Source organism: Pseudomonas sp. M1 (assembly GCF_022760135.1).
Lineage (GTDB): Bacteria > Pseudomonadota > Gammaproteobacteria > Pseudomonadales > Pseudomonadaceae > Pseudomonas > Pseudomonas citronellolis.
The window spans coordinates 4,512,481-4,538,388 of the sequence record NZ_CP094343.1; the positions used below are offsets into that span (position 1 = coordinate 4,512,481).

Annotated in this window: 27 protein-coding genes and 2 pseudogenes; 16 read left to right on the forward strand and 13 right to left on the reverse strand. The window is 61.2% G+C overall.

Going from position 1 to position 25,908, the window contains the following annotated elements:
• The first annotated feature begins 80 nt into the window (after positions 1 to 80).
• The 5 genes from PM1_RS19700 (at position 81) to PM1_RS19720 (ending at position 3,650) form a co-directional block, all read left to right on the forward strand.
• Positions 81 to 320, forward strand: a complete 240-nt coding sequence (locus PM1_RS19700) for a hypothetical protein (protein ID WP_009619029.1) — start codon at positions 81 to 83, stop codon at positions 318 to 320.
• A 726-nt stretch (positions 321 to 1,046) separates the two neighbouring features.
• On the forward strand, positions 1,047 to 1,289 hold the full coding sequence (locus PM1_RS19705) for a YdcH family protein (protein ID WP_009619027.1): 243 nt from the start codon (positions 1,047 to 1,049) through the stop codon (positions 1,287 to 1,289).
• A 470-nt stretch (positions 1,290 to 1,759) separates the two neighbouring features.
• Complete coding sequence (locus PM1_RS19710) at positions 1,760 to 2,251, forward strand: hypothetical protein (protein WP_141679780.1); 492 nt, start codon at positions 1,760 to 1,762, stop codon at positions 2,249 to 2,251.
• Positions 2,252 to 2,442: 191 nt separating this feature from the next.
• The gene (locus tag PM1_RS19715) at positions 2,443 to 3,117 is read left to right on the forward strand and encodes a hypothetical protein (RefSeq protein WP_009619025.1); all 675 of its coding nucleotides are present in this window, start codon (positions 2,443 to 2,445) and stop codon (positions 3,115 to 3,117) included.
• A gap of 17 nt (positions 3,118 to 3,134) precedes the next feature.
• On the forward strand, positions 3,135 to 3,650 hold the full coding sequence (locus PM1_RS19720; RefSeq protein ID WP_009619023.1) for a DUF2846 domain-containing protein: 516 nt from the start codon (positions 3,135 to 3,137) through the stop codon (positions 3,648 to 3,650).
• A gap of 253 nt (positions 3,651 to 3,903) precedes the next feature.
• Here the strand turns inward: PM1_RS19720 and PM1_RS19725 are convergent, their stop codons facing one another.
• The gene (locus PM1_RS19725) at positions 3,904 to 5,670 is read right to left on the reverse strand and encodes an FAD-dependent monooxygenase (protein ID WP_009619022.1); all 1,767 of its coding nucleotides are present in this window, start codon (positions 5,668 to 5,670) and stop codon (positions 3,904 to 3,906) included.
• A 498-nt stretch (positions 5,671 to 6,168) separates the two neighbouring features.
• Here PM1_RS19725 and PM1_RS19730 point away from each other — a divergent pair, with 498 nt between their 5' ends.
• The 5 genes from PM1_RS19730 to PM1_RS19755 all read left to right on the forward strand — a co-directional run bounded on the left by PM1_RS19730 (position 6,169) and on the right by PM1_RS19755 (position 8,712).
• Entirely contained in the window at positions 6,169 to 6,432 is a 264-nt protein-coding gene (locus PM1_RS19730) for a type B 50S ribosomal protein L31 (RefSeq protein ID WP_009619021.1), read from the forward strand.
• Positions 6,432 to 6,581 (forward strand): type B 50S ribosomal protein L36, encoded by a 150-nt coding sequence (gene ykgO / locus PM1_RS19735; RefSeq protein WP_009619020.1) that lies wholly within the window; start codon positions 6,432 to 6,434, stop codon positions 6,579 to 6,581. The genes PM1_RS19730 and ykgO overlap by 1 nt, the downstream gene beginning before the upstream one ends.
• 456 nt (positions 6,582 to 7,037) lie before the next feature.
• Complete coding sequence (locus tag PM1_RS19740; protein WP_152604449.1) at positions 7,038 to 7,349, forward strand: hypothetical protein; 312 nt, start codon at positions 7,038 to 7,040, stop codon at positions 7,347 to 7,349.
• A 235-nt stretch (positions 7,350 to 7,584) separates the two neighbouring features.
• Positions 7,585 to 8,064, forward strand: coding sequence for a hypothetical protein (locus PM1_RS19745; protein ID WP_009619018.1), 480 nt, complete (start codon positions 7,585 to 7,587; stop codon positions 8,062 to 8,064).
• Between the two features lie 240 nt (positions 8,065 to 8,304).
• Positions 8,305 to 8,712 carry a TonB-dependent receptor gene (locus PM1_RS19755; RefSeq protein WP_009619017.1) on the forward strand — a complete coding sequence of 136 codons (408 nt, stop codon included), beginning with the start codon at positions 8,305 to 8,307 and terminating at the stop codon, positions 8,710 to 8,712.
• 394 nt (positions 8,713 to 9,106) lie between these two features.
• On the opposite strand, the gene PM1_RS19760 is transcribed toward PM1_RS19755, so the two are convergent.
• Positions 9,107 to 9,727, reverse strand: a complete 621-nt coding sequence (locus tag PM1_RS19760; RefSeq protein WP_024128296.1) for a LysE family translocator — start codon at positions 9,725 to 9,727, stop codon at positions 9,107 to 9,109.
• 157 nt (positions 9,728 to 9,884) lie between these two features.
• On the opposite strand from PM1_RS19760, the gene PM1_RS19765 reads away from it, so the two are divergent.
• Complete coding sequence (locus PM1_RS19765; RefSeq protein ID WP_009619013.1) at positions 9,885 to 10,889, forward strand: D-2-hydroxyacid dehydrogenase family protein; 1,005 nt, start codon at positions 9,885 to 9,887, stop codon at positions 10,887 to 10,889.
• On the opposite strand, the gene PM1_RS19770 is transcribed toward PM1_RS19765, so the two are convergent.
• From PM1_RS19770 to PM1_RS19790, 5 genes are read right to left on the reverse strand one after another with little or no spacing between them, the layout of a single operon-like run.
• Positions 10,886 to 13,000, reverse strand: a complete 2,115-nt coding sequence (locus PM1_RS19770) for a TonB-dependent receptor family protein (protein WP_009619011.1) — start codon at positions 12,998 to 13,000, stop codon at positions 10,886 to 10,888. The two genes, PM1_RS19765 and PM1_RS19770, sit on opposite strands and share 4 nt — an antisense overlap.
• A 28-nt stretch (positions 13,001 to 13,028) precedes the next feature.
• Complete coding sequence (locus PM1_RS19775) at positions 13,029 to 13,472, reverse strand: CopD family copper resistance protein (RefSeq protein ID WP_009619009.1); 444 nt, start codon at positions 13,470 to 13,472, stop codon at positions 13,029 to 13,031.
• Positions 13,469 to 14,158 carry an ABC transporter ATP-binding protein gene (locus tag PM1_RS19780; protein WP_009619007.1) on the reverse strand — a complete coding sequence of 230 codons (690 nt, stop codon included), beginning with the start codon at positions 14,156 to 14,158 and terminating at the stop codon, positions 13,469 to 13,471. The genes PM1_RS19775 and PM1_RS19780 overlap by 4 nt, the downstream gene beginning before the upstream one ends.
• Complete coding sequence (locus tag PM1_RS19785; RefSeq protein ID WP_009619005.1) at positions 14,151 to 14,903, reverse strand: ABC transporter permease; 753 nt, start codon at positions 14,901 to 14,903, stop codon at positions 14,151 to 14,153. The genes PM1_RS19780 and PM1_RS19785 overlap by 8 nt, the downstream gene beginning before the upstream one ends.
• A 10-nt stretch (positions 14,904 to 14,913) precedes the next feature.
• Entirely contained in the window at positions 14,914 to 15,927 is a 1,014-nt protein-coding gene (locus PM1_RS19790) for an ABC transporter substrate-binding protein (protein ID WP_238603218.1), read from the reverse strand.
• 34 nt (positions 15,928 to 15,961) lie between these two features.
• On the opposite strand from PM1_RS19790, the gene PM1_RS19795 reads away from it, so the two are divergent.
• Positions 15,962 to 16,675: a Crp/Fnr family transcriptional regulator gene (locus PM1_RS19795; protein ID WP_009619001.1), complete on the forward strand. Its 714-nt coding sequence runs from the start codon at positions 15,962 to 15,964 to the stop codon at positions 16,673 to 16,675.
• A gap of 285 nt (positions 16,676 to 16,960) precedes the next feature.
• Here PM1_RS19795 and PM1_RS31405 read toward each other — a convergent pair.
• Positions 16,961 to 17,146, reverse strand: a pseudogene (locus tag PM1_RS31405) (AAA family ATPase); the annotation flags it as partial.
• 354 nt (positions 17,147 to 17,500) lie between these two features.
• Here PM1_RS31405 and PM1_RS19800 point away from each other — a divergent pair.
• The gene (locus tag PM1_RS19800) at positions 17,501 to 18,994 is read left to right on the forward strand and encodes a hypothetical protein (RefSeq protein ID WP_009619000.1); all 1,494 of its coding nucleotides are present in this window, start codon (positions 17,501 to 17,503) and stop codon (positions 18,992 to 18,994) included.
• Positions 18,995 to 19,110: 116 nt separating this feature from the next.
• On the opposite strand, the gene PM1_RS31410 is transcribed toward PM1_RS19800, so the two are convergent.
• Positions 19,111 to 20,037 carry a GIY-YIG nuclease family protein gene (locus PM1_RS31410; RefSeq protein WP_009618999.1) on the reverse strand — a complete coding sequence of 309 codons (927 nt, stop codon included), beginning with the start codon at positions 20,035 to 20,037 and terminating at the stop codon, positions 19,111 to 19,113.
• A 408-nt stretch (positions 20,038 to 20,445) separates the two neighbouring features.
• On the opposite strand from PM1_RS31410, the pseudogene PM1_RS19805 reads away from it, so the two are divergent.
• Positions 20,446 to 21,429, forward strand: a pseudogene (locus tag PM1_RS19805) (methyl-accepting chemotaxis protein); the annotation flags it as partial.
• Between the two features lie 214 nt (positions 21,430 to 21,643).
• On the opposite strand, the gene PM1_RS19810 reads toward PM1_RS19805, so the two are convergent.
• Both PM1_RS19810 and PM1_RS19815 read right to left on the reverse strand, forming a co-directional pair.
• Complete coding sequence (locus PM1_RS19810) at positions 21,644 to 21,895, reverse strand: bacteriocin immunity protein (RefSeq protein ID WP_081884552.1); 252 nt, start codon at positions 21,893 to 21,895, stop codon at positions 21,644 to 21,646.
• Between the two features lie 3 nt (positions 21,896 to 21,898).
• Entirely contained in the window at positions 21,899 to 23,185 is a 1,287-nt protein-coding gene (locus tag PM1_RS19815) for an S-type pyocin domain-containing protein (protein ID WP_009618997.1), read from the reverse strand.
• Positions 23,186 to 23,913: 728 nt separating this feature from the next.
• Here PM1_RS19815 and PM1_RS19820 point away from each other — a divergent pair.
• The gene (locus tag PM1_RS19820) at positions 23,914 to 24,189 is read left to right on the forward strand and encodes a hypothetical protein (protein WP_009618996.1); all 276 of its coding nucleotides are present in this window, start codon (positions 23,914 to 23,916) and stop codon (positions 24,187 to 24,189) included.
• A 64-nt stretch (positions 24,190 to 24,253) separates the two neighbouring features.
• Here the strand turns inward: PM1_RS19820 and PM1_RS19825 are convergent, their stop codons facing one another.
• Both PM1_RS19825 and PM1_RS31415 read right to left on the reverse strand, forming a co-directional pair.
• Complete coding sequence (locus PM1_RS19825) at positions 24,254 to 24,913, reverse strand: glutathione S-transferase family protein (protein ID WP_009618995.1); 660 nt, start codon at positions 24,911 to 24,913, stop codon at positions 24,254 to 24,256.
• Between the two features lie 298 nt (positions 24,914 to 25,211).
• On the reverse strand, positions 25,212 to 25,286 hold the full coding sequence (locus PM1_RS31415; protein ID WP_370311620.1) for a hypothetical protein: 75 nt from the start codon (positions 25,284 to 25,286) through the stop codon (positions 25,212 to 25,214).
• A gap of 142 nt (positions 25,287 to 25,428) precedes the next feature.
• Between PM1_RS31415 and PM1_RS19830 the strand changes: the two genes are divergently transcribed.
• Positions 25,429 to 25,890 (forward strand): hypothetical protein, encoded by a 462-nt coding sequence (locus PM1_RS19830; RefSeq protein ID WP_169720932.1) that lies wholly within the window; start codon positions 25,429 to 25,431, stop codon positions 25,888 to 25,890.
• Positions 25,891 to 25,908: the final 18 nt, after the last annotated feature.

Sequence of the window (25,908 nt, forward strand, 5' to 3'; positions counted from 1 at the left end):
TCCGGTACGCCAACCTGCACGGTCCGCCCACCCTGATTGGCGTCAGGGCGCGGAAAACCAGCCTACTCGGAGATTTTCCCATGCATATCGCATCCGCTGTTCTACCCCACCCTCTCAAGAACACCGCCCCGTCGGAGCTTTACGACGCTGCCCAATCCCGCCAATCGGCCCTGGTCAATCTGCTGCGCCTGCTGGCCGGCGCGCCGGACCTGGGTTCGCCCGCCGAGGATGTGCTGGACAGCGCCTTCTGCGCGCTGGAGTACCTGGCGGCCGATGCCGAGCGGTTGTATGCCGCCGCTGAGGAACGCGGCCAGGCGTAAGGGGCGTGACGTGAAGCGCTATCCGCCAGTAGTGGGTGGCGCTTCAATCCCGTAGGCGCAACTGTCGTGCTGACTGCGCCGAGGCGCTCTTCGTAGGATGGGTTGAGTTTGCGAAACCCATGCGGTCATGGCGATGGGTATCGCTTCGCTCAACCCATCCTACGAGGTCCAGTGTTTGCTGAAGCTCGCTCCTACGAGAAGCCGTGCGTCCTGAGACCGAGCGGACCTTGTCCGCGATAGCCGGACTCACGGCGCGATTCGCGGATGAGATCCACTCCTACGGGCGGCCACGCACCGAGCCTCTTGTAGGAGCGCGCCCTGCGCGCGAATCCCGGGCGCGTACAAAAAGCCGCATTACTGCACCAGCTTGTGTATCGACCTCCCAAACCAGGAAGACCAGAAGCTGGACGGTGAGCCAGTAGCGCGCCATCAGGTTGACCACGGTGTAGTCGTCCTGCCCCACGCGGCTGTTGTAGCGGCTGAAGTACAGCGAGTTGCTGGAGTTCCAGCTGGCGCCGCCGCCCAGGGTCAGGCGGTTCCAGTCGCCGGTCAGTATGAGGGTGAGCTTTTCGGCGGTAGCGGTGGGCCGAAGATTGCCGTAAGGGGACGGTGGTTATCCGCCAGGAGCGGACAAGCCCTTTCGTGTGGCGTCTTCAGTGATCTACCTCAACACTGGCCAGGTTCGAATCCCGCAAAGTGCCTTTTTCACTCCCCTGGAGAACCCTCATGTTTCCCGAGTTCCGCGAAAAGATTTCTCGCCTCAAGACCGAGGATCCGCATTTTGCAAAGCTCTTCCATAGCCACAACGAGCTCGACCAGGAGATCAAGAACATGGAAGCGGGCATCACTCCCGCAACCCACGACACCATTGAGTCGCTGAAGAAGCAGAAGCTGCAGCTCAAGGACGATCTCTACGAAATTCTGCGCAAGAAAGATGGCTGCCAATGCGGACATGGCTGCGGCGGTTGACTCGCCCCGGGGCATAGATCCCGGCCTTCGATGCAAAGCCGCTGAATCAGGCCAACGACCACGGGCCCCGACTACCACAACGATTCACCGATAATGGAACCCCAGCTACTAGCTGGGGTTTCATCATTTCAGCCCCTGCCCTGCCTGCGGCACAACGTCGTTGAATTGATCCTGCCAAGGTCCCCTGACTCGTCTTCTTGGGGTACCAGGTCACCACGCAGTAGTCGAGCCACCGGTTGAATCCACAGCCGGAAGCAAACCTTTCATGAGTAGAAAATCGAACCCTTGAAACCACTATGACAGAGCAGCCCAGTGCGTCCTGTTGCTCGAGTTTTCGCAGGCTCCAAAACTGGGTTCGTGGCTTTCTGGCTCGTTGATTTCGACACGTTGAGCGACAGCTTTCGGCCATTAGCGGTCATTTGAAATTGTTTATAAAACACAAGAGCGTTAGCATCCCAGGCAAATAACCGATGGTCGACAGCCGCGCTGCTATGACTAGCTCTGCACACATCTGCTACAACTCAAAACGCTTTAGTTTGACTTTGTCAGACATTGCCAAACATCTGCGAGAAAACTCCTCGTGGCACGTCTCAGTGACTGAGTGGAGCGGCTATGGGATTGTAGTGCCACAATTGCTAGTCCAGACTCCCATCCCTTTTCTAATTCAGATAGAGGACGATCCTGATTGGGTGCCTGGGGAAATTCAGGAAATTATCGAATGGGAAGATCTCGATCCGAACTCTGATATTGCCCAAAGAATCGCTCAATGTGATGCCAGATTAGCCGTCCAGTCGACCACGACCGACCAAGTTATTAATGATGGATCTTCGATAACCGTCTCTACGCTTGGTACGGCGATAGATCCTTCCAATTTCGAAATTTCGGACGTGCTGATCGTTTTGTGTCGAAAGATAGAAGGCGTCATTCACGATTGTGTAAACGGCGGAGTCACCGTTCGCTGATAACGCCAGACGCTCATCAAGATCGGACCTTTATGCCTTGGATGGCTGCTTTGGGTCGGTAGCGGCCCTTGGTCGAAGGCAGCAATCGGCCAGGGGCGGACGCTCACGATGGCCAGAATTTGAGGGTAGGAGGAACCCACGAAACTAAAAGCTATTCAACTTAACGCCTCGCAGACGTTGCGAGGCAAGACATGCATATCCGCTTGAATCGTTACCCGAACAAGGTCGAATTGATCTACACGGACGCTCACAGGCCTAATGGCCTCGATCACCTCAAGGAACAGAGCCCTATGTATGCCCGCTTTATCTTGGTCACGGTCGCCCTCATCCTCAGCGGATGCACTGCCAACCAGTACGACAACAGCAAACCCCTGGACCCAACTCAAGCCGTCATAGTTGGCCGCATCGCCGAAGGTTTCCTCACGCAACCGCACGGTCTGCAGATAGACATCCAACGTCAGGGCGAGCCCGCCACACGTATCCAGCTCAGGACCCTCGGCAACAACAAAGACATCCACGGCCGTTTCGTTCTGGGCGAACACTTCATGTACCAGGTTCCACCAGGTACCTATGAAGTCACCGGTTGGCAGTACCAGTACTACGCTGGCAAGTCGATGGCCAGGCGCACCGCCGACCGTTTCACCGTCAAGGCTGGAGAAGTAGCTTACATCGGCAACTACACCGCTAATTCCCTGAGCTACTGTCTGACCCGCAACAGCCAGTTGGAGCCGGCCGTGGAGCCTTTGGTGAAGAAGTTCCCGATACTCAAAGACCGCCCCATCAACAACGTCGCCGAGAGCGTCCCCTTCGCCCCCTGGCCCACGTCTGATGCCCGTGACGATGGCAAAGGCCTCTGCAACTTCTGATCGAGTAGCCCCCCACGATGATCAAGCACTTCCTGGCCGCTGTAGCGGTCGCCACCTCCCTCCTCCTCGCCGGCTGCAGCACTTCCAACTTGGAGGGGCGCCCATTCTTCGACACACTCGAAGCGCCACGCGCCGACCAGGCCACCCTGTACTTCTACCGAGTCATGCCCACCATCGCAGCCAAGGTCCCGGCAACCATCACCGTCAACGGCAACACCGCCGGCGAACTGCTAGGTGGAAGCTATTTCGTCACCCACCTGCCAGCTGGCAAGTACCACATCAAGTCGTCAACCTCGCCCCTGCTTGCAAGCCGGGACAATAGCGCTTTCGATCTGCAGGTTGAGAGTGGCAAGACCTACTTCATCGCCGACCAGGAAAACACAGAGCCCTTCAAAGCCGACGGCCAGTTGCTTGGATTGGAGTCCCACGCCAACTACCAGCGTAGCCCGTTCTATTTCCGTTACGCCCTGGTAACCCAAGATGAAGCACTGCGCGCGCTTAAGTGGTGTCAGAAAAGTACACCGGTGCGCTGAGGTTGAAACTCGGGCTACTACAGCGAACGGATGGAACTCAGATAGTCTCCGGTGGCAGGCCCAAGAAATTGGGTCTTTAGGCCGCAACATGAGCGTCCGCAATGGGTCGGAAGCAGCCCCTCGCCAAAAGCAGTTATCGGTCACAAACAGCCTGGTAGATAGAGAGATTTACTTTTCTACCCTCGAATAACTCCTCAGCTAACCACCGCGGCCCCTCCCTGGACCGCTATCCCGCAGAACGTGGAACGAAGCCTCAGTCCCGCGCCAACACCGCCCTGACCGCCCCCAGCAACACCGCCTCAGCATCAGCCGCCGCGCCCTGCGAACGCCAGGCCACATGCTGATCCGGCCGCACCAGCAGGCATCCATCCTCGTCGATCTCCCGCAGCCGCGCCCAGTCGCCATAGCTGTCTTCGTAATCGAGACCGAGGCCGATACGGCGCACCGCCAGGTCGATACCCAGTTCGCGACTCATGGTCTCGGCAGCCCGGCACCAGGCATCGCCGCCGTGGCCGGTGAGCAGGGTCAGGCGGCCCTGGCCGCAGAGGTCGAGGGTGGAGAGCTTGCGCCCGGCGGTGTCGTGCAGCCAGGCGTGCGGCAGGTGGGCGCCGGGCCAGGTGGTGGGGTGGTAGTAGAGTTCGCGGTCGCGGGTGTAGGCCGGCTCTTCGCTGCCGTCGGCGAGTACCGCGCCACTGCGATAGCGCTGCCCCAGTTCCACGCCGTGGCAGCTGAACTGGTAGTGCTGCAGCTGGATGGCCTTTTCCAGGGCGGCGCGGCGTTCGCGTCCCAGCGGGCTGTCGGCGCTCAGTTCGTGCAGGCTGTTCCAGCCCTCGGCCTCGCTCTGGCCCGGCTTGAAGCCCAGGGCGTTGGAGATCGGCAGCATGTTGCGCACGCTTTCCATGGCCCGGTCCACCACCTGGCGGCCGACGGGCTGGCGCTCGGCGGAGTAACTGTCCAGCAGCCCGGGGCCGGCCTGGCCCTTGAGCACCAGGGCCAGTTTCCAGGCCAGGTTGTAGGCGTCCTGCACCGAGGTGTTGGTGCCCAGGCCGTTGGCCGGCGGATGGCGGTGCACGGCGTCGCCGCAGCAGAACACCCGGCCCTCGGCATAGCGCTGGGCGACCACGTGGTTGATCTGCCACTTGCTGGTGGCCAGGATTTCCACCGGGATGTCGGCGTCGCCGATCACCCGCCGCGCCCGCTCGATCACCGCGGCCTCGCCGAGGTCCGGCTCGCCCTGGGCGGGGTCGTACATGAACAGCATCACCCATTCGTTCCACGGGCGGACGCAGATGAAGGTGCCGCTGCCGACCCAGTAGTCGTTGCCCGGCTGGACCATCCAGTAGAGCACGCCCGGGCGGCTCTCGCAGTAGCGGCGCAGGTCGGCGCGCAGCCAGACGTTCACCGCGCAGCCCAGGCCCATCTCGCCTTCCAGGGGGATGCCGAGCAGTTCCATCACCCGGCTGCGGGCGCCGTCGGCGCCGATCATGTACTGGGCGCGCACGGTGAATTCGCGCCCGGTGCCGCGGTCGAGGATGCGCGCGGTGACGCCCTCCCCGTCCTGGGTGAAGTCCAGCAGTTCGTTGTTGAAGCGCATCTCGCTGCCCGCGCGCAGGGCCTCGTTGGCGAGGATCGGCTCCATCAGGTGCTGGGGGATGTTGCACATGGCCGAGGGGCTGGCCAGCTCATAGTCGGACTTGCGCTCGATGGCGTTGCCCCAGGTGAGCAGGCGGCCCAGCTCCTGGCCGCTGAAGCTGGTGGCCCAGACGTTGTTGGCCATCAGCTCGTGGGGGCTGGCGGCGGCCACCACCTGCGCCTCGACGCCCGCGTCGCGGAACACCTCCATGGTGCGCTGGTTGGTGATGTGCGCACGCGGGCTGTTGGCGGTCCAGCGGTACTTGTTGACCAGCAGGTTGCGGATGCCATAGCGCGACAGCAGCAGCGAAGCCGTCAGGCCGGAGGGGCCGCCGCCGACGATCAGCACGGGGACTTCGATGACATGGGAGGTGTTTTGCGGGTTCATGAGCGTGACTCCGTACTCTTGTTCTTGAAATCGGAAAGGTGCCCGCCACGGCGGGCGCTCGGGCCTGGGCCCAATTCACGGAGCACGGACAAGCCGACCCCGTGCCGCCTGCCTTGGCTGCCGGCAAATACGAAGGGAATGCGGACCGGGAGCGACGCGTGCCGGTCCCGGTGTCGAAGCTGAAACGGCCTGGGGGCGAGGCCTCCAGCGCTCTCGACGTAGCCGACGGCAGTCACGGTAATTCCGCAACGATGCTGCCGGTAGTCGCGCCAAATGGCCTTCAGCGTTCCATTATGTGAACGCTGGACGGCGGCAAGCACGGGTGCATTCAAACGCACCCGCGCGTTGATCGTTGGAGACACGTGCAACAAGGGCAGGCACGTCCGTGCTGCCGCCCTCCTCCTCTCTGAAAGGCCCGGCTTTGAGCCACCGGACATGCGGTATTGCGAATCCTTCTCGCCAAAATGTAATATTATTACATTACATACAGGAGGCACCATGAAACCAGGCATCCACCCCGAATACCGCCCCGTGCTGTTCCACGACACGGCCGCCGACGTGTTCTACCTGATCCGCTCCACCGCGCAGACGGACAAGACCCACACCTACGTCGACGGCAACACCTACCCCTACATGACCCTGGACGTGTCCAGCGCCTCGCACCCGGTCTACACCGGCGAGCAGCGCAAGACCAAGGCCGAGGGCCGCGTGGCCGGCTTCAACAAGCGCTTTGCCGGGTTCGTCGGCAACAAGGGGGCGTGATGAAAGTCCTCGCCTCGCTGAAGAAGGCCAAGCTGCGCCACCGCGATTGCCAGGTGGTGAAACGGCGCGGCCGGCTGTACGTGATCTGCAAGTCCAACCCGCGCTTCAAGTGCGTGCAGGGCCGGCCGAAGCCGAAGGTTCGGCGTTGAGCCTGACCTGCAATCACAGGCGGTGACCGAACCGAAGCCTGGTTCGGCGCCGCCGCCTCGCCTCTTGGCCAAGACGTCTTTTCCTGAACGGTTCAGCGACATCTGCGACAAGCGCATGGCCTCCTTCTGTCCTGGGTCCTTCATGCGCCATCACGTGATTCCGTCACGCATATGAACAGCGGGTTGTCGAGAATGACACTCGTGAGGCTCATCGCTGAAGGGAAAAAGCCGGAGCGATCGATCGTTTGTCACCGAAGATGACCTCCGCTCCAGCGGCCTTCGCGACAGCGATCTGCTACGCCGCGCGAGCAGACCGGCTGGAAAGACGCACATATCGACACCTCCGGTCTTTACCCCTGGCGTGATTCGGACAAGCGCAACCTGGTCATCGGCATACCCGCGACCAAGGCATCGCAGGCCATCAACGAGTCGAGGCTGCAGTACGACGAATACGTGGTGCCTGCAAACAAACCTCTGATCGCCGCCTTCGCAACCGGCGGAGGCGCTTACAGCTGCTGGCCCAACCCCATCCTCTTCACCCCCGAGCCCGGACACGACTACGAACTCCAGCTGGAAATGCTCAAGATCAGTACTTTCAAGAGCAGCTGCGTGATCCGCGCTCGCAAGCTGAGCAACGTCGGCACCACCACCGTCGAACGCCCCGTGCTTCAGGATCTCTGCGTCAAAGGCGTCGACGGCACCTTCCGCACGGTCGGCCTGCAGGAGCAATTGGAGAAGATCCGGCAGAATGCCAAATCCGCGAACTAGCGCATCGGTCCCTGCTGGCATCCAGCAAGGTGGTTCACCATCCAGGTCTTGAGCTCATGTAGGCTACGCCATCAATGCCCCCGTCCCTGGCCGCCGGGCGGAGTGCTCTGCCAGTCACGACCGACAGAGAGCGGCCAGAAGTTAAGATGTGCATTGTGGCCGAACTCCGATCTGCTTCGGGGGCTCGGCGTCGCCAGTTCGACCGTAGAACCCAGCCAAGAAGGAACCCGCCTCCATGGCCTCCCCAGACAAACAGAAGAAGCGTGCCCGACGGGCCAAAGCCAAGGCCAAGCAGAACCGCATGGGCAAGTCGAAAGCCCATGTCGTCCATCCGCTTCTGGCCAATCCACTGATCAACGAGCCGTTCGAGGATTTCGATCTCGACTTGAGCGCCTTCGACTTCGAGAACATCGAGGAGAACGGCTTCGACCCGGCATATTTCAGCGATCTGTTCCAGGCCATGGAAGACGCCGAGGACATCAGCCTGCTCGCCATGTGCCTGGTGTTCCTGCAATACCCGCTGCTGCAACTGGTGATCGCCGAGGAGCCGGAAGAGGCTGCGACCGATTTCATCATAGGCCTGCTGATCGTCTATCGCTCGATCCTCCACGGCGAAGACGAAGACACGGCATTGGCCTGGGTCGAAAGCGAGGCCTTCCAGCGTGCCTATAACGAAGCATCGGTGATCCTGCAGAAGAAGAACGCAAGCGCTTAAAGGACATCGGCGATCCCCCCCCGGACAAGCCCGCACGCCGAACCGACGGCCACCCACCGAAGTGAGAATGACTATCAATTATCGTTCACGCTTCCTGGGTGGGAGGTCGTGGCTTGAGCAAGAATCAGATGGGGCTGTTGTACATGGAGCACAACAGCTGGCTGAAGGGTTGGCTGTACGGTCGCCTGGGCTGCACCAGCCAGGCGGCCGACCTGGTCCAGGGCACCTTCCTGCGCCTGGATGATCAGAATCAGCTGGACCACCTGGGTGATCGACCCGGACACCCAGACCGCGGATGCGGCGCGCTACTCGTACTACGAGCGCATCAAGACGCTCGGCCTGGACAGCTTCGTCACCGCGCCCTTCCAGTTCGCCGGCCGCCCCCACGAATTCACCCTCGGCGGCGAATACCAACACCTGGACAAGGCCTTCACCTACGGCTCGGTGGACCTCGACGGCGATGGCTACGCCGACGAGCTGCCGATCGGCATCGATGGGGCCAACGACCTGCCCCGCCTGAATCTCCTTGGCCAGGCAGGGGCGCTGAAACGGCCCAGTCTATCACCGGTTGCGCAGAGCATCCGACCGCAGGGCCCCGCCGCAACCGTGGTTCGGCAGCAGGCCGTGCCACCGGGGCGTTCGGCGTGACCGGTGAGCCCCATCGCGGACGGGGAACGTAAGAGCCACTCATCAAGGCTCTTTTCGTAGGATGGGTTGAGCTTGCGAAACCCATGCTGCCATTGGTGATGGGTATCGCTTCGCTCAACCCATCCTACGGGGGAGTATGTGCAGGCTCTTGCCTGCAGCCTGCTGGAGCATGCGCTGCTCTTCGTAGGGGCGGGCCCTGCCCGCGATTCGCGCGCAGGGCGCGCTCCTACAGGGGAATGGCGCGCGGGTGGGGCTACGTAGCGGATCTCATCCGCGAACCGCGCCGATGCCTCCGGCTATCGCGGACAAGGTCCGCTCCTACGGGGGGAGGAATGCCGTGCTTCCCGGCTACCTTGTAGGAGCGGACTCCACGCCCTCTTTGGCACGATGGGCCTCAACGCCGGCTCAGCGCCAGCCGCGCGGCGAACAGGAGAAAGACCGTGCCCGTCGTCCTGTCCATCCACTTGATGACCTTTTCGCGGCGCAACACCCCCGCCAGCGGCCGGGTCGCGCCGATGAGGGCCAGCGACCAGAGCAGGCCGATCGCCACGTGGATGCCGACCAGGCCGAAGGTCCAGGCCACCAGGGGCTGGCCCTGCGGGATGAACTGGGGCAGGAACGAGACGTAGAAGACACCGACCTTGGGGTTCAGCAGGTTGCCCAGCATGCCCTTGAGGAACCAGTTGGTTTCCGCCCTGCCCCGGGTTTCGACTGGTGCCAGGCTATGCCGCGGCCGCAGCAGCAGGTTCAACCCGAGCCATGCCAGATAGGCGGCGCCGCAGTACTTCAGCGCGTTGAAGGCCAACTCGGACACGGCGATCAATGCGCCCAGCCCGAAAGCGACGGCGGCGCCCCACAGCAGGCAGCCGGCGTTGATACCCAGCGCGGCGCGCAGCCCTTCCCGCTTGCCTTCCACCGCGGCCGTTCTGAGCACCAGGGCGGTATCCAGGCCGGGAGTCAGCGCCAGCAATGTGGCAGCGAAGGTAAAGGCAAGCAGGCTGTCGGCGATGGACATGGGCATTCGGGACCTGGAGGTGGGGTGCGCGCACATTAGCACAGGCGCGCTGATGGCAAGGTCCACGCTCCGGGCCGGAAGTGGCCACCCACGAAATCCCCCCGGAAATCGGCTATCGTCCCGAGGTCGCTCACATGACCGCAGGGACCGAACCCACATGCACATCGTCATCCCCGACGACTACCAACACGCCATCCAGACGCTCGACTGCTTCGCCCGCCTGGCCGGACACGAGGTCACCCTGATCCACGACCTAGGCCCGGCGTCGCCGGACGAGCTGGCGACGCGGTTCGCCGACGCCGACGCCCTGGTGCTCACCCGCGAACGCACACGCATCGATGCCGCGCTGCTCGACAGGCTGCCGAAACTCAAGCTGATCAGCCAGACGGGCAAGGTCTCGGGCCATCTCGACCTCGACGCCTGCACCGAACGCGGCATCGTCGTGACCGAAGGCCGCGGCTCGCCCGTGGCGCCCGCCGAACTGGCCTGGGCGCTCATCCTCGATGCGCGCCGACAACTGGTACCGGCCATCGAAGCGTTCAAGGCGGGCCACTGGCAGGTCAATGTGGGCCAGGCACTGGCCGGGCAAACGCTGGGCATCTGGGGCTACGGCAAGATCGGCCAGCGCCTGGCGCGCTACGCCCGGGCGTTCGACATGCCGGTGCTGGTCTGGGGCAGCGAAGGCAGCCGGGCGGCCGCCACGGCCGACGGCCATCAGGCAGCGACCTCTCGCGAAGCCTTCTTCGCCGAAGCGGACATCCTCAGCCTCAACCTGCGCCTGTCCGAGCGTACGCGCCATGGCGTCACCTTCGACGACCTCACGCGGATGAAAAGCACCGCCCTGCTGGTGAACATCAGCCGCGCCGAGCTGATCGCCCCCGGCGCATTGCTCCAGGCCCTGGACGCGGGACGCCCCGGCTACGCGGCCGTGGACGTCTACGAACAGGAACCCCTGCTCGCCCCCGACAATCCCCTGCTGAACCACCCGCGCGCGCTCTGCACCCCGCACCTGGGGTACGTGGAGAAGAACGGCTATGAGCTGTACTTCGGCGATGCCTTCGACAATGTGCTGGCCTTCTTCGAAGGCAAGCCGAAGAACGTTGCGAACCCGCAGGCGCTGGCGGTGCGGCGTGGTGAGCAGGCTGGGAGCAACCGCCCCTAGAAAGCGTATTCCGCCCCCACGGTCAGGCTGCGCCCGTTGCCGCTGAGAAAGGTCGGCTGGCTGGCATCGGCGCGGTTGCGGATCACGTAGCTGCTGGCATAGGTCTTGTCCGCCAGGTTGTCGCCCTGCACGTACACACTCAGGCCCTCGCGCGCCTTATAGGCGGCTTTGAGGCCCCAGAGCGCGTAGGCGTCCTGATAGTTGTTGCGCGTGTTGGCGTGGTCGGTCGGGGTGTCCTGGGGCAGCCAGCGCAGGTTGGGCCCGACGCTCCAGGGCCCGCGCCGGTAGAGCAGCTCGGCCGACCAGAGCTGGCGCGGCACGCCGGCGATCCGGTTGCCCTGGAACTCGCCGCCGCGGAAGCGGAAGTCGCTGAAGGTCCACGCCACCCGGTAGGCCAGGTCGCCGCCGATGCTGGATGCCGTCGGCAGCATGCCGTTCAGCCCCGCTTCGACGCCGCGGTGGCGGGTGCGCGAGCCGTAGTTGTAGGTTCCCACCTTCACCCCGTAGGCGTCGCTGGTGGAGATCAGCTCGTCTTCCACGTCGCTCTGGTACAGCGTCAGGCTCCAGTCGGTGCGGGCGATGCGACCGGCGCCGCCGATCTCGTAGGTGGTAGCGCGCTGCACGTCGAGGCCGACCAACTGCGCCTGCGCCGTCGCCGGGGCTGCGGGCGAGACTTCGGCGGAAACGATTTCCCAGAACGTCGGCGCTTCGTGGCTGCGGCTGATGTTGGCGTACCAGCGCAGGTCCGGGCTGGGCGTCCAGTTCAGGCCGATCTTCGGCGTGGCGAAGTTCCAGCCCTGGTCGAGATGGCCGGCGCCATCGCGCGAATCCGCATCGCGGCTGACATCGCTCCACTTCACCTCGGTCACCAGGGTCCAGTCCGCCGCCAGGTTCCAGTCCAGGCCAAGCAGCAGATCGAGGTTGGAGGCCGTGAGGTCGAAGTTGCCGAAACGCTGCATGCGGCTTCCGTTCTGGGGGTTGTTGGCGTACAGCTCGCGGGTCATATCGCTGTAGGACCAACTGGCGCCCAGGCGGTAGCCGAACAGGCGCTGCTCGCCTTCGAGCAGCCATTGCGCGCCGAGCGTGTCGCTGTCGGTCAGGGTGTGGCTGAGCGGGTCGGTGAAATCGTCCTGGGTGTTCTGCCCGTAGACGCCGAAGCTCTGCTGCCAGCCCGCCCCGCTCCACTGCGTACGGTTGGCCAGCCGCAGTTGCTGGGTATCGCGGTGCGGGTCACGCTGGTAGACGTTGAGCAGGCGGTCCTGCGGCGTGTTGCCGTCGCCCAGCACGCTGCGCGGGTCGTCCTTCAGGCGCGCCTTGGTGATGACGTTGGGAATCTCGAAAGTCAGGTCGCTGTAGGACAGGTAGCTGCGATTCTGTACGCCGTTGCCCAGGTCCAGGCCGAAGTTGCTCTGCATTATGGTGCGATGGGAAGCGGAGTGGTGGCGATAGCCGTCGTACTCGTCGTGGCTGACGCTCACCCGTCCATCGTACCGCCCCTCATCCATCCCGGCGGCAGCCTGCAGGCCCTGGCGGCCGAAGCTGCCGGCCTCCAGGCGGACGCGTCCGGCTTCGTCGGCGCCGGTCAGCGAGTTGAACTCCAGCTCGCCACCCAGGGCGGTGGCGCCGGGGCTGCCCGCGTTGGCGCCGCGACGGGCACTGATCCACGACGCATTGCGCGGCTCCAGCAGGCCGATGATGAAGGAACCGTCGGCCTCGTTGAGCGGCAGCCCATCCTGCAACAGCAGCACGCCGCGGTTGACCGGATTGCTCTGGATGCCCGAACCCCGGATGTTCAGGCGCGGCTGGTCGGTGCCGCCGAAGAAGTCCTGGATCACCAGGCCGGGCTGGTAGTCCAGCGCATCGCGCAGGGTCGCCAGGCGTGTTTCCTGTTGCGGCTCGGCGAGGTTGGTGCCGCCCGGCACGCGGGCCAGGCGCTGGCGCTCGGCCTGCGCGGACTGGCTGACCGGCGCGAGGCTTTTTTCGCTGATCTGCATCGGCTCCAGCTCGAGGCGGTCCTCCGCCGCCACTGCCAGTGGCAGCAGGCCGAGGGCCAGCAGGGGAAGTGAAAGTTTTGGGGAAAAGTGGCGTTTGGGGGAAGGACAACGACTCATGACAAGCTCCGTCTGCACGAAATCTGGCTTACCAGCTCAGGTAGAACATGCCCTTGGCCAGCAGCACGATGCCGACCATGTGGCTGAAGACGCTCAGGTGGATTCGGCGGAAATACGTCGAATTCATGCGCCCGCTGTGGAGCAGGAACATGGCGCTGAAGAAGTGCCCGAGCACGCTCAGGGCGAGCAGGATCTTCAGGCTCAGCAAGGTGCCGAAGGACGATGCCAGCGGGTCCGCCAGCAACGGCAGGTAGCGCGTCCAGACCATGCCCAGGCCGGCGCCGAACAGCACCAGCAGCACCCAGGGCATCAGCCGCCGCGCACGCTTGCCGATGCCCTGCTCCACCTGGCGCATCACCGCGGCCGGCACGTGCTTGCGCACGCTTTCGAGGATCAGCACCTCGAAGAACACCGTGCCGACGAACATCAGCGCGGCGAACAGGTGCAGGGTCAGCAGGATGGGATAGATCATGGCGCGGGTGCCTCCAGGGCCAGCAGGGTCTGATGTAGCACCGTCGCCGCCTGGTCGGCGGCGTATCCGGTGAGGTCGAAGGGCTGCAACGCGCCGTCGTTGACCAGCACGAAGCGCTCCACCAGGCCGATCAGTTCGGCCGGATGGTGGCTGACGCAGAGCAGCGCCGCGCCCGAGCTGGCGAGCCAGTCGCGGCAGAGGTCGAGCAGGGATTCACGCAGGGCCGGGTCCAGCGCGCTGAATGGCTCGTCGAGCAGCAGCAGGTCCGGCTCGATCGAGAACGCGCGCGCCAGGGCAACGCGCTGGGCCATGCCGCCGGACAGTTGATGCGGCCAGGCGCGCTCGTGCCCGGCGAGGCCGACACGTTCCAGCCAGTGGCTGGCCATCCGCCGCGCAGCCGCACGCTCGAGGCCGCTCGCCCGCAGGGGGATTTCCAGGTTCTCCGCGACCCGGCACCAAGGCAGCAGGCGCGGCTCCTGGAAGGCCAGCACGGGATGGCGGAATCCATTCTCCACCCACCCCCGGCGGGGATTCAGAAGGCCGGCAGCCAGGCGCAGCAGGCTGCTCTTGCCGGCGCCGCTGGGCCCGAGAATGCCGACCCGCTCGCCGGGCAGCAGGCGCAGGGAGGCATCGGCAAACACTCGACGCTCGCCCAGCACCAGATCGACGCCGTGCCACTCAAGCATGGGCGGCCTCCTGCCAACGGCCCATGCGCCGCTGCAGCGGTTGCAACAGAAGAAACTCCAGCGCGGCGACCAGCAGCAGGATCAGCAGCGTCCAGGCATACAGCCCGGCGCTATCGAAGGTGCTGCGCGCATTGGCCAGCGCGAAACCGGCGCCACTCTCCGCGCCAAGCACTTCGGCCATCACCACCAGGCGCACGCCGCCGCAGGTGGCGATCAACAGCGCCGCGCCCAGCGGCGCGGTGAGTGACGGGATATAGAGCCGCCGCAGCTTCTGCCAGGGGCTGAAGCGGTAGACCCGCGCCATCTCCAGCAGGCCGCGGTCGACCATCTGCATACCCTTGACGGTGTTCACGTACATGCCCGGCGCCAGCATCAGCACACTGATCAGCACCACCATGGCCGACCCGAGCCCGACCCAGAGCATCGCCAGCACCACGACCACCACCGGCGGCACCGACATCAGCAGCCAGCGCAGCGGCTCCAGCAGACCGCGCACACGGGCGTCGAGCCCGGCCAGCAGCCCCAGGCAGAAGCCCAGCAGGCAGCCCAGGCCGACGCCCAGGACGATACGCAGCAAACTGGCGCCGGCGTGAAGACGGAAATCGGCCTCCAACGGCAGGCGGACCATGGCTTGCAGCGTCTGCCATGGCGTCGCCATGAGCAGCGGGCCCAGGCGCAGCGCCAGCAGCTGCCAGCCTACCAGCAGAAGCGCGCCGCCCAGCAAGGCCCAGCGTCGGGAAGTCATGGGTCTCATCTCAGGGCCCATAGAAGCTGGCGGGCGGCAGGGCGCCCCCGATTGCCTGCGGATGGCGCTTGGCGATCAGCCCGAACAGCGCCTCCAGCGGTCCACGCGCCGCGCTGGCGGAAACACTCTCCAGGCGCGTGACGTGGATGGACTCTTCCAGCGCCTCCACCGGCAGGTGCGGCAGGTGCCGATGGACCAGCTCCGCGCAGGCCCGCGGGTGCGCGCTGCACCAACGGGCGGACTCGGCGTAGGCGGCGTCCACCGCCCGCGCCAGTTCGCCGTCCTCGGCGCGCTGCGGGCTGCTCATCAGCCCTGCCTGAGGCAGTTCGGCCTGCTGCGGGAAGGCCTGCCGCCAGGCGCTCTCCAGGCTTTGCACGCGGTACAGCGGCGCCCCGCCCTGGCTGCGGTTGCGCCAAAGCAGCAGGGACACCGCCGGCTCCACCAGCAGGGCATGATCGGCGCGGCCTGCCAGCAGCAGCGCCTGGGCGTCCTGGCCATCGCGGACCGGGCGCAGCGTCAGGTCCCTGCCCGGCTTCAGGCCGTGGCTGAGCAGCAATTCATCGACCAGGATCGCCGGCAGGTCGCGCTGGAACGGCAGCACCACCTCCTTGCCGGCCAGGTCGGCGAAGCCCTTCACCTGGGGGTCGCGGCTCACCAGCCAGATGATTCCCCACACCGAGACGTTGAGCAGCCGCACGGGCTGCCCGCGCCCGGCCATCAGCGCCGGCAGGTTCACCGGGGCGGCGCTGTAGTCGAGTTCGTTCTTGGCCAGCAGCACGCGCAACTGATCGGGGTTCTGCCAGAGGCGGAACTCGACGCGCTCGGCGTACGGTTGCAGAGCGCCGCTCTCTACCATGTGCAGCAACGGGAAGCTCACCACGGCGCCGGGGCCGCCCAGCCGCAGCACCGCTTCCCTGGCCGTACCGGCGGGCGCCTGCAGGCACGCGCCGGCCGCCAGAACGAAAGAAAGGAGCAGGCGGGGGAGCCTTCGATTGATTGACTTGCGAATAAGACTTATCTTCATTCGCAGATCATTGCAGCCCGCACGCCCGCCACGAATGACAAATGTTAAGTTCGCGCCAGATCGCGGCGAATGCCTGCGATTGCTGGGCGCCATCCCCCTCTTCGCCGACCTGCCGCAGGGCCTCATGGCCAGCCTGTGCGACTCGGCCAGCCCGCTGCGCGCCGAGGGCGGCAAACTGCTGTTCCGCGAAGGCGACCCGGCCGAGCACTTCCTGCTGGTGCGGCGTGGCTGCGTGGAAATGCTGCGCTTCACCTGCGACGGCGAAGAGCATGTCTTCCAGCTGTTCCGCGAAGGTCAGCTGATCGCCGAGGCGGCCATGTTCATGCCCCACGGCCGCTACCCGATGAACGCCCGCTGCCAGGGTAGCGGCGAATTCTTCCGACTGAGCCGCAACGCGCTGCACAAGGCCTGCGAGGGCCATCCGCCATTGGCCATGCGCATGCTGGAAAGCCTCAGCCTGCGTCTCTATCGCCAGGTCAACGAGGTCGACTGGCTGACCGCCAGCTCCGCCTCCCAGCGCCTGGCCGCCTACCTGCTGGGCCTGCACCGTCGCCAGGGCGAAAGCCTGATGCTGCCGATCAGCCAGCGCCAACTCGCCACCCACCTGGGCATTCGCCCGGAATCCCTCAGCCGTCTGCTCTCCGACTGGCAGCAGGCGGGGCGCATCCAGGGCCGGCTCCGGCAATGGCGGCTGTGCGACCTCACCTACCTGCAGGAACTGGCCAGCCCGGCGGTACGCTCTTTTTGAGGGGGGCGGCTTGTGCTCGTAGTCACCACGATCATCGCCATGTCGCTAGTCGAGCGAGCCGTGCCTGCACGGCAACTGGCTGAAAGATCGTTGCCTGGCTGAGCACTTTCCACCTGCGCGGTCAGGAGGATCCAGGGAGGTGCAAAGCCGCTCAGTGGGGCTTGTCTACGCCGGAGCCGGACTACGCCTGATGAATTCGAAATCGGTTCAAGGGGCCGGATTGACTAGGCTGCCACTCTTCAGGGAACCTTCCGCCAGTGGCGGCTATCGGCCAAATGCGGACGGTTAGGCGACGAAGCGGAAGTTCGGATGTGGTCTGACTACCTCGCCGTTGTTTTCTGCAATCACTAGTGGACGGCCTTCGTGTACAGCATGAAGCCCTGCGGTGACTGCAGGATCCAGGGTGTCCCACTCATCCAGCACAAAGATGAAGCCATTGCGCATCGTCTTCGTGATAGGGTCATCAACAAACCTGGTGTTAAGGTCCCTATTAGCAGGTCAGTGACCGGCAGGTTGTATCCGACGAGCCCTGGCATCTCTATCCGGCTATGAGCCGAAACAGTGAGGGTATTCACCTGCTGTGATCTGAGATCGAAGGGCGAGCTTCGTAGGCAGCACATGCTGGATTAACTCGAGAAAATATGTCTCGGTCGGATTCTCATTCAGCGTAGAAGATTGCATGATTCAATTTGAGTCAGGTCTGAAGGCTGGCTTCATCCAAGGTTACCTCGCTGGGTACTGTCTGTTGAATAGGATCACTTTTGAAGCTCAGCGGATGAGATTTGGTTAACCTGTGTCGCGTAGCGAAGAATGTTAGGAGAAGGGATGTATCACCATTACAAACCGCTGCGCAATCTGATGCAGAAGCTTGAAATTAAAAGATCCCTAATTGCCTTGTGGCAATACAGCGGAAATATTGATCACGGACGCGCACTTCCATACGAATTCGTCAAGATCAACCCTGCTGGTCGTGCTTCTTTGGAAGGGGTGGTTCATCCGTGGGAGTTGGACATTCTCGCACGCGAAGTTGTTTTGAATTCCGGAGCTACCTCAAGGGACAATAAAGACCTTTACAAGCCAAGCGATATTGCTAGGGCAGTTAATCTTGTTCGAGACATTCAGGATAAGCAGAGGGATCTGGCCCCAGGCGAGGCAATCTTGCACGAGCTGCATAGATTGGCCCAGCAGCAGTTTCCTTGGCAAGCCCCCGTTCATATAAAACTTTCGAGATTGCTTCGTATCTTTCGAGATGAAAGTCTTAACCAGCTATTGGTTTCGAGAACAGGCCTGTCGGTTTCGCACTATTACTTGATGGGCATTGCTATGGCCGGAACATTGCTCAGGCAGCCATTTTTTTACCTCAAGCAGAGTTACGCCTCAGTCGGAGTTAGCGATTCTCTTAGAAGTTTATTCTTCGATAAGATCATGCTCCCCCTAGACGCTCTTCGCGAAAGAACTCGCAGTGTCCAAGAGTATAATGGGAACTGGTCATATACGATAAATCCACTTCGAAAAACTCCGCTGGTGATTTTGCCAAACATACCGACGCTGGCATTTTGCCCGATTCCACGGTTCCTCTTGGAGAGGATTTCGGACGGGCTTTATTATGATATCACAGAAGTTTCTGGCTTTGAGAATACTTATGGCTCGGCATATGAGGGCTATGTGGGCGAAATTGCAACCGAGCTAAGCTCAGGTGGCATAAAAGTCGAAAGACTCGCTCCATACAAAGTCGGGAAAACACAGAAGGATGGTGCGGATTGGGCAATATCCGACGACGCGGCTGTGTTGCTAGTTGAAGCTAAAGCTAAACGATTAAATCTTCGCGCCAGGTACGAATTTGATACAGCTGCTATCGATGAAGAGATGGGTAAGCTGGCCAAATTCATCGTGCAGAACTACAAGAATCTCGTAGAGATTAAGGCTAACCTGACTGCCTTCAAAGCTGACGGGAGAAAAATTTTTCCGGTGATTGTAACTTTGGTTGAGTGGCATCTTTTCAACCCCAATGCACGTGGGATATTGGAGTTGAAGGTGACGCAGCGTTTGACTGATGCTGGATTATCCGAATCGTTACTCACAGAACACCCGTTCACTGTCATGTCTATTGATGAGTTCGAGACGGCGATTCAAGTTATGAACGAAGTAGGGGTCGCGAAGTGCATGGACAAGAAGTGCGATTCTGAGCATCTCACATGGCAGATGGCTCCATTTCTGCTGAACGAGTACAAGGAGCAGGCAGCGCGGGCGAATGTGAAGCATCTCAACAATGAACTCTATCGAGTTATCGCTGATGCAGAACATTATGTAAGCAGCTAACGACTTCGTAGTCTCTGTATAGGCCTTGCTGCTTTCTCTCCTTAGCCCATGCTGTGGTCCTAATGCTTCAATTGGCTCAAGGCTGTAAGCTGGGTCTGTCCAGAGAGGTTTTTTGCTTATTTTATCAATACACTGATTACAGCTTTTTCAACTAGTTCAGGTGTAGCATGGAACCATTCGGTTCCATGCCCATCAGTATCATTGCACCCCATTCTGCGTAGCTCTTGGTGGATGGCTCGCTCGTGGCCTCGCGGATCAGAGGTTTTCCATTTTCCCAAAATCACAGGTCGCTCGAATACAGCAGTGCCTTTGCACTGCTCATGGACTCTTTTTTCAACACCTTGTCGAGTCTGTCCAACTTTTATTGGGTAGGGTCGATCATCCCGTTGGCATGAGCTGAATGTATAGGCGTAAATCCAGCCAGTGGACTTTTGAGGTTTTGACTGGGTTTTATTTAGTGTTTTAACTCGATTTTCATATGCAGAAAGCCACGCGATGTGATTCTCGTCGTGTATTGGGGGCGAATTGGGGTGGGTATTATTTAGTGATTTAATTCGATTTTCATATGCGGAAAGCCATGCAGTATGGTTCTCGTTGAACGTTGGGTGTGGTTGGTTGGGTGTTTTCCATAGTTTTACGTCAAGGGGAGGCGGCGTCTTGAGAGTTCTCTTTGCGATAACATTCTCGTCGCGTGTTGAGTGCGACTGGGATGGACCGGAATTTATTTCAGGGCGGAGTGATGCCTTGAGGGTTTTCTTTATGATTTTTGTTTTGTTTATAATGATTGGAATTATGTGCTTTGCAAGAATTGGAATGCCAATCGTAAATAATAATAAGATTGCGCTGGGAGAGATCGGTAAGGGGTCTAGATTTGCGCTCAATTTTGGGATTCCATTGCTTATTTTATATTTTAATGCGGAGTGTGATCCGCTCCGTGGAAATCTCTTTCTGCGTGAATTTCGAGCTTTAGGAGTCTCTGCTTTTGTCGCTATAAGTTCGCAGTCCAACGTGACTAGAGTACAAGCATGCGAGAGTGCTGACATCCGGTACTTTGCTGCTAGCTTCTAGGTCTAAGTGATTTTCGGGCTCGAAGAGCGGACGGCCGATATACAACTAGCCATGCTGCCGCCTCGGTCCGAAGGCATAGTGCTATCACATCTACCATAGACAGTTCTTGGCCGGTTGCAGCCAATGGCGAACGACAGATAGCCACTAACCCATGTTCCCCCCACATCTTGGACCCTGTCGATGGCCGAGTCAGCTTGCAAGCCGGCCGGGAAGCTTGCCAACTTCGGAACCAGCACCTCGCTCAGCAAGGCCAGGTGATGTCAGACGAAGCCCTCACCCAGGCCCAAAAACATCCCTCCCCTTCCCTCACCACCTCTTTTTACATATAAGATATGATTTCATACTAATTTGACATCACCGCAAGCGGCGAGGAGTGGCGAGGCATGTGGTTCGCAAAGGGGGCGAGGGAACTGGCGGGTGAGGTGGGTGAGCTGTGCCGGCAGTGGCTGGCGGGGAATTGGCGTAGCCCGGCCGAGTATGCCGCGCTGAGCCGGCACCGCGAGCTTGCGCTGGCCCTGCAGGATGTTCAGCGCCACTGGCAGGACAACATCGCCACCCTGGAGCGCCAGGTGGAACACCACGCCTCCGTCGATGAAACCCAACTGCAGGAACTGCAGGCCGCGCTCAGCTTGCGCGAGCAACAGCAAGCCGAAGCCGAGCAGGCGCTGAAGCGTGCCGAGGAGTGGGCCGCCGCGGTCGAGGCGGAGCGGGCGCGGCTGCTGGAGGAGCAGCAGGTGTGGGAATTGACCAAGCAGACACTGACCGAGGGCTGCTGGGACCTCAGTGTGGTCGATGGCAACCCCGATCATCCCGACAACGTGATTCGCTGGTCGGATCAGTTCCGTTCGTTGATCGGCTACAACCGCCAGGAGTTTCCCGATGGCTGGGACAGTTATTTCGCCATCACCCAGCCCGAGGACCAGCAGCGGGTGATGCGCGCCTTCGGCGAGATGATGGCCGACCCCACCGGGCAGCGCGTCTATGTCGTCGAGTACCGCATGCGCCACAAGACCCGCGGTGACCTGTGGTTCCGCGAGCGTGGGCGTTGCCTGCGAGATGCCAACGGCGTGCTGTTGCGGGTGACCGGCGCTACCCGGGAAATCACCGATGAGAAGGCTGCGCAGGCGCTGCGCGAGCGGGAGCAGGTGAGCATCCAGAACACCTACGCCGAGATTTCGCAGATGGCGGGCGTGATCAAGGGCATTGCCGAGCAGACCAACCTGCTGGCCCTGAACGCGGCCATCGAGGCGGCGCGGGCGGGTGAGCAGGGGCGCGGCTTCGCCGTGGTGGCCGACGAGGTGCGCAACCTGGCCAAGCGCACCCAGGACTCGGTGCTGCACATCCAGTCGATGCTCAACAAGCAGCAGGGCCAGGGCTGAGCGAGGTCGTACGACCTCGCTCGCTTCGCCTCGAAAAGGCGTATAGCTGCTATGGCGCGTTGGGCCGTCACGTCTAAGAGGTTGTAACTATGCTGCGCAATGAGACCGGATTTATTTTTCTCCCGAAGCCGGTCAATCGTTCCAGCTACATTATTAAAATGGTGTAAGGCTTAGAAGATACTTTTTGATAAACAATACCGTTCTAAGTCTTGAATCCAGGCAGGCCATTGGCCTCACGCCATGTTTTTACAGCGAGAGCGATACCAGCAGACGAATTATCCGCGCCCTCTTCTGGGTAGTAGATAAGGTCTGTACCATCCGGATGCTCAGTAATTTCACAAAAGTGCTCTAAAAGCTCTCCTAGCACACCATCTGAAGCCGACTTATTCGCCGCACGTATCTCGTCAACGAGCCGAATAAACTCATCTTCCGTGTAGTCAGTAATTCTCTTCATAACTCACCTATGAATATCAATATGATTTTTTGGCGTAACGACGCGGAGATTATCTATCCCATACAGCTCACCGCCTTCGGACACCAATTCTACATGGTGCAACTCAAAAGACTTGCGCTTCCCCATCGCATCCCTGTTCCGTGCAATTGGAGCATTGCCGCCTAGCATCCGTTCAAGGTTATCATGCCCGAACTGGCTTGCCAGTTCAGCATCACTTGCTACAGACTTCCAGAACATTTCTCTGAAACTATCAAAGCTGTTGAAACTCATCCCTCGTAACGTATCAGCAATTTTCGTAGGAATAGGGCTCCCACTTCCCTCTCCTGCCCCAGCCAACCAGATGCCCTGCACATCCTCGCCCGTTCCTGTAACAACTCCCGGTTCGCGCCGGACATTCAGAACTATATATAACGGCTCAACTCCGGAATCCGCCGGAAAAACAAGAATAAAGTCCTTGTATTCAGGAGGATAGATGGGATTGACGATTATCTGTTCCGCCTTTCCGGTAGGCGGGAATATCCAGATAAGCGGCGCTCGTGGAGGAGCTTCTAATGCAGGAATTCTGCTGGAAGAATCAACAGCGGGAGTCCAGAGCAGCGTAATTCCGTCGCCCAGATCAGCAATCCTTCGCTCGTTGAACTGGACAACATCCAGCATTTCCCAATCGCGATTCTTCTGTGTATTGAAGCCATATCCCTTCAGGCTTCCATCTGGCTGTTCTTCAATACGTAACCTGACCCTTGATCTGGCCTTGCCGAGCGACCTCAATTGTTCCTCACTGTAAAGGGCGCTATCTCCCAGGCTAGAAGGCCACAGCAATGCAACAAGCCCTACGAATGTGCCCGCTGCTACGCCAGTGGTGACAACAGGCACACTGAGCGGTGCGCAACGACCTGCGCAAGATGCTCCTCTTACCGAAAGCCCTTGCAACACCAGCCGACCGAAGGTTGAGGGTACATCCCCGCTGATTTTCTTTAGAAGAAGACTTCCCTCACCGTCGACTTCGCGCCCTCCCAGCAACGCAAAGCTACCGTAATCCTCTAAGTTTCCTACAGGAATCGGATTGGCATGATCGATTACAGCGTCAGGTAGCTTGCAGGATTTCGCAAACACAAACCCAGGTATCGTAGGACGGGCTTCTACAGGTATAGGAATTTTCCTGGGGTATGACGACTCACGTGGCCAATCTGGCTCCTGTTTCTTGTACTTCATTTTCTTGAGCGGTGGATTGGGCATCGCAGGTTTGCATACCTGCGGCATTGGCCCTGGCCCTGAACTTCGGTTACCCATGGTATTTCCTTGATTACTGCCATGAACAAAGAAATACGATTAGCGGCGCTGCATGCCTGTGCAAGTAGCAACCCCGAAGGAAGCTTCCTTTTTCCCTCTGAGGCACATCCCATAAACAAGAAAGCTTATTGAAACGGCCTTTCTTTTAGCTCCAGAGGAAATTGATAGAGACCTTATTCTCTCAGCCCCAACCCAGTACCCCAAGAGAATCCAGGGAAAGTTGGAGAAGAACTCCACTACGCACATCCATCTCAAGATTCAGAAAATTTTGAATAGGCTTTTAGTTACTCCAATCACATACGCCCCTTCGTAACACCTCGTTGAATATGGACGGCGGCCTTCCAAACCACCCGAAATTTCCCACCCACATTCGCCCTTGTGAGCCTACAAACCCCATCGATAGATTCCGTTCCTGCCACGGTCAATCCCGTGGCCCGGATCGCAGTCCGGCGATAACCAACGTGCACGAAGCGCCGACGCACCTTGCACAGGCGCTTTTTCTTGCCTGCTGTTATGTGCAGCCATGGCGAGCCGTGCGGGGCAGGCTTCGGCCTGGCCGGTCTTTACGTTGGTTAACCGGTACTGCGACCCCGCACGGTCCGCCGCCCTTCCCGGGCGGGCGGCTCCTTCCTCCGAAACAGGAGCAACGGAAATGCCTAAACACCCACTGTTCGTTGTACGTGCCTTGCTGTCCTCCCTCCTCTTCGCCTCCATCCCGGAGGTGCGTCATGCCTGATCGCAAGCTGGTAGCGCTGCAATCCCAGGCCTTCGATGGCGTGCTGTATGTCGACCTTTCCGCCCCTGCGGAGCATCTCTACGACGTGGCCGAGCGCCGGATGAACGCGCTGGAGGACCTGCTGCGGGTGCTGGAGGTGCACGAAGGCCATGATGTGCTGGTGCATGAAACGGCGCGGGTCGCCTCCGCCCTGGTGCCGCTGGTGGGCGAAGCGCGGCAGTTGTACGAGCTGGCGCGCAAGCGCGCACAAGCTCCCGCCAACGCGTAACCCCGTTCCACTGCCTGACCAGGCCGGCGCCCGTGCCAACGGGGCCGGCCTTTTTCGTGCGGGTTCAGTCGCGGTCGGGCGCGCCCAGCGGGAACAGCGGGCGGTAGGGCCGGGCCTCGTCCACCGCCCTGGCGAACGAGGGGCGCGCCAGCAGGCGGGCGCGGTAGGCGCGCAGGGTCGGGTAGGCTTCGCCGATGGGGTGCGTCCAGTCGGCGTAGAACAGCGAGGGCGCGGCCGCGCAGTCGGCCAAGGTGAAGGCTTCGCCCGCGGCCCAGGCGCGGCCCGGCAGTTGGCCTTCCAGCCAGGCATAGGCGCGTTCGAGCTTTTCCACCGCGTCGGCCAGGGCTTCCTGGCGCTTGGTCGCATCGCCCGTCAGCGCGCCGCCCACGGCGTGTTGCACCGGCGTCATCACGTGCAGGTCGAAGAAGCGGTCGAGAAAGCGCACGTCCAGCGCCGCCAGCGGGTCGTCCGGCAGCCAGCGCACGGGGCCGCCGTGGGTGAGCTGCAGGTATTCGATGATGATGCTGCTCTCGGCGAGGCTGCGCTCGCCGTCCAGCAAGAGCGGGAACTTGCCCAGCGGCCATAGCCGCAACCACTGCGCCGCGTGCTGCGGCGTGTCGGGGCCGATGCAGCGGAATTCGAAGGGCGTCTGGTTCTCGTACAGCGCCATCAGCACCTTCTGGGTGTACGAGGAAAACGGGTGACCGTAGAGCACGAGCGCCATGGCGGACCGCCTGTTTGCTGTGGGTGTGCCAGCGGCAAGTGGTAGCACAGCCTGCCGGGGGCTGCACGCCAACCGACCGCCGACGCGTTGTCCAGTGGCCGATTTTTATTATCGACAATGTATGTAAATTCCTGGCGCCTTATATTCGGCAGAGGCTCAAAAGACCACGGAAACTGTCACCTGGAATTTACACTTCAAATAACAAAATCAAATAATAATTTCCTACATGATTTCATTCCAAGATTATCGAAAAATACTTTGCGGGCGCCTTGGACAGGTAGGCGAACGACAGCTAGCTTCAGCTTGAACGCCGCAGTCCTGGCGCCCTCCACCATCCACAGGGAAGTACGAAGATGGCCTTCGATCGCTTCAATTCCCGTATTGCAATCACCCTCGGCCAATTCACTTTATTGAAACGCGCCGACCTGTTATTCGACCGTTATAGCGAGCCCTATATAGTTTCCCTCGCCATCGATACTTCGAATATCCAGCAGGGTGCCCTTACTTTCAATTACATGCCCTTCCCGAAAGTTCGCCAGGGCTCGACGGTGAGTATGCTCGGCGACGGCCACCTGCTGTATGGCCCGGCCAACCCCGGCGAGTACGTCGCGCTGTCGTTGCTGATGATGGAATCCGACCGTGACCTGCGCGAGGCGGGCGAGCGCATCCGCGACGTGGTCGGCAGCAAAGCCGCCGACCTGGGGCTCAAGGCGGTGATGCTGGCCAACCCTGGCTCCGCCGCCGTGGTCGCCTTGCTCAAGGAACTGACCGCCTTCACCGCCGGGCGCCTGGCCAGCGATGGCGACGACGAGCTGTTCCGCACCGAGGGCGCCTTCCTGCGCGACCAGCCCAACCCCTACCACATCAACCGCAGCTACCGGCAGGGCAACGACTTCATCGACCTGGAGTTGCGCATCCTCCCGCTCGACGCCCCCAACGGCGAAGGCGCCACCCCGCAGACGGTGGAACTCGCCTGAGCCCTGCCCCGCCCCATT

Coding starts and splice junctions, on each gene's coding strand:
- PM1_RS19780 (WP_009619007.1), bottom strand. CDS start 14,158: ATGCTTGAGTGGCACGGCGTCGATCTGGTGCTGGGCGAGCGTCGAGTG.
- PM1_RS19825 (WP_009618995.1), bottom strand. CDS start 24,913: ATGGCGCTCGTGCTCTACGGTCACCCGTTTTCCTCGTACACCCAGAAG.
- PM1_RS19830 (WP_169720932.1), top strand. CDS start 25,429: ATGCCCTTCCCGAAAGTTCGCCAGGGCTCGACGGTGAGTATGCTCGGC.
- ykgO (WP_009619020.1), top strand. CDS start 6,432: ATGAAAGTCCTCGCCTCGCTGAAGAAGGCCAAGCTGCGCCACCGCGAT.
- PM1_RS19810 (WP_081884552.1), bottom strand. CDS start 21,895: ATGAAGAGAATTACTGACTACACGGAAGATGAGTTTATTCGGCTCGTT.
- PM1_RS19715 (WP_009619025.1), top strand. CDS start 2,443: ATGCATATCCGCTTGAATCGTTACCCGAACAAGGTCGAATTGATCTAC.
- PM1_RS19765 (WP_009619013.1), top strand. CDS start 9,885: ATGCACATCGTCATCCCCGACGACTACCAACACGCCATCCAGACGCTC.
- PM1_RS19760 (WP_024128296.1), bottom strand. CDS start 9,727: ATGTCCATCGCCGACAGCCTGCTTGCCTTTACCTTCGCTGCCACATTG.
- PM1_RS31410 (WP_009618999.1), bottom strand. CDS start 20,037: ATGTCAGCACTCTCGCATGCTTGTACTCTAGTCACGTTGGACTGCGAA.
- PM1_RS19770 (WP_009619011.1), bottom strand. CDS start 13,000: ATGAGTCGTTGTCCTTCCCCCAAACGCCACTTTTCCCCAAAACTTTCA.
- PM1_RS19705 (WP_009619027.1), top strand. CDS start 1,047: ATGTTTCCCGAGTTCCGCGAAAAGATTTCTCGCCTCAAGACCGAGGAT.
- PM1_RS19720 (WP_009619023.1), top strand. CDS start 3,135: ATGATCAAGCACTTCCTGGCCGCTGTAGCGGTCGCCACCTCCCTCCTC.
- PM1_RS19745 (WP_009619018.1), top strand. CDS start 7,585: ATGGCCTCCCCAGACAAACAGAAGAAGCGTGCCCGACGGGCCAAAGCC.
- PM1_RS19800 (WP_009619000.1), top strand. CDS start 17,501: ATGTATCACCATTACAAACCGCTGCGCAATCTGATGCAGAAGCTTGAA.
- PM1_RS19775 (WP_009619009.1), bottom strand. CDS start 13,472: ATGATCTATCCCATCCTGCTGACCCTGCACCTGTTCGCCGCGCTGATG.
- PM1_RS19790 (WP_238603218.1), bottom strand. CDS start 15,927: ATGAAGATAAGTCTTATTCGCAAGTCAATCAATCGAAGGCTCCCCCGC.
- PM1_RS19755 (WP_009619017.1), top strand. CDS start 8,305: ATGATCAGAATCAGCTGGACCACCTGGGTGATCGACCCGGACACCCAG.
- PM1_RS19700 (WP_009619029.1), top strand. CDS start 81: ATGCATATCGCATCCGCTGTTCTACCCCACCCTCTCAAGAACACCGCC.
- PM1_RS19710 (WP_141679780.1), top strand. CDS start 1,760: ATGGTCGACAGCCGCGCTGCTATGACTAGCTCTGCACACATCTGCTAC.
- PM1_RS19725 (WP_009619022.1), bottom strand. CDS start 5,670: ATGAACCCGCAAAACACCTCCCATGTCATCGAAGTCCCCGTGCTGATC.
- PM1_RS19785 (WP_009619005.1), bottom strand. CDS start 14,903: ATGACTTCCCGACGCTGGGCCTTGCTGGGCGGCGCGCTTCTGCTGGTA.
- PM1_RS19820 (WP_009618996.1), top strand. CDS start 23,914: ATGCCTGATCGCAAGCTGGTAGCGCTGCAATCCCAGGCCTTCGATGGC.
- PM1_RS19795 (WP_009619001.1), top strand. CDS start 15,962: ATGACAAATGTTAAGTTCGCGCCAGATCGCGGCGAATGCCTGCGATTG.
- PM1_RS19730 (WP_009619021.1), top strand. CDS start 6,169: ATGAAACCAGGCATCCACCCCGAATACCGCCCCGTGCTGTTCCACGAC.
- PM1_RS19815 (WP_009618997.1), bottom strand. CDS start 23,185: ATGGGTAACCGAAGTTCAGGGCCAGGGCCAATGCCGCAGGTATGCAAA.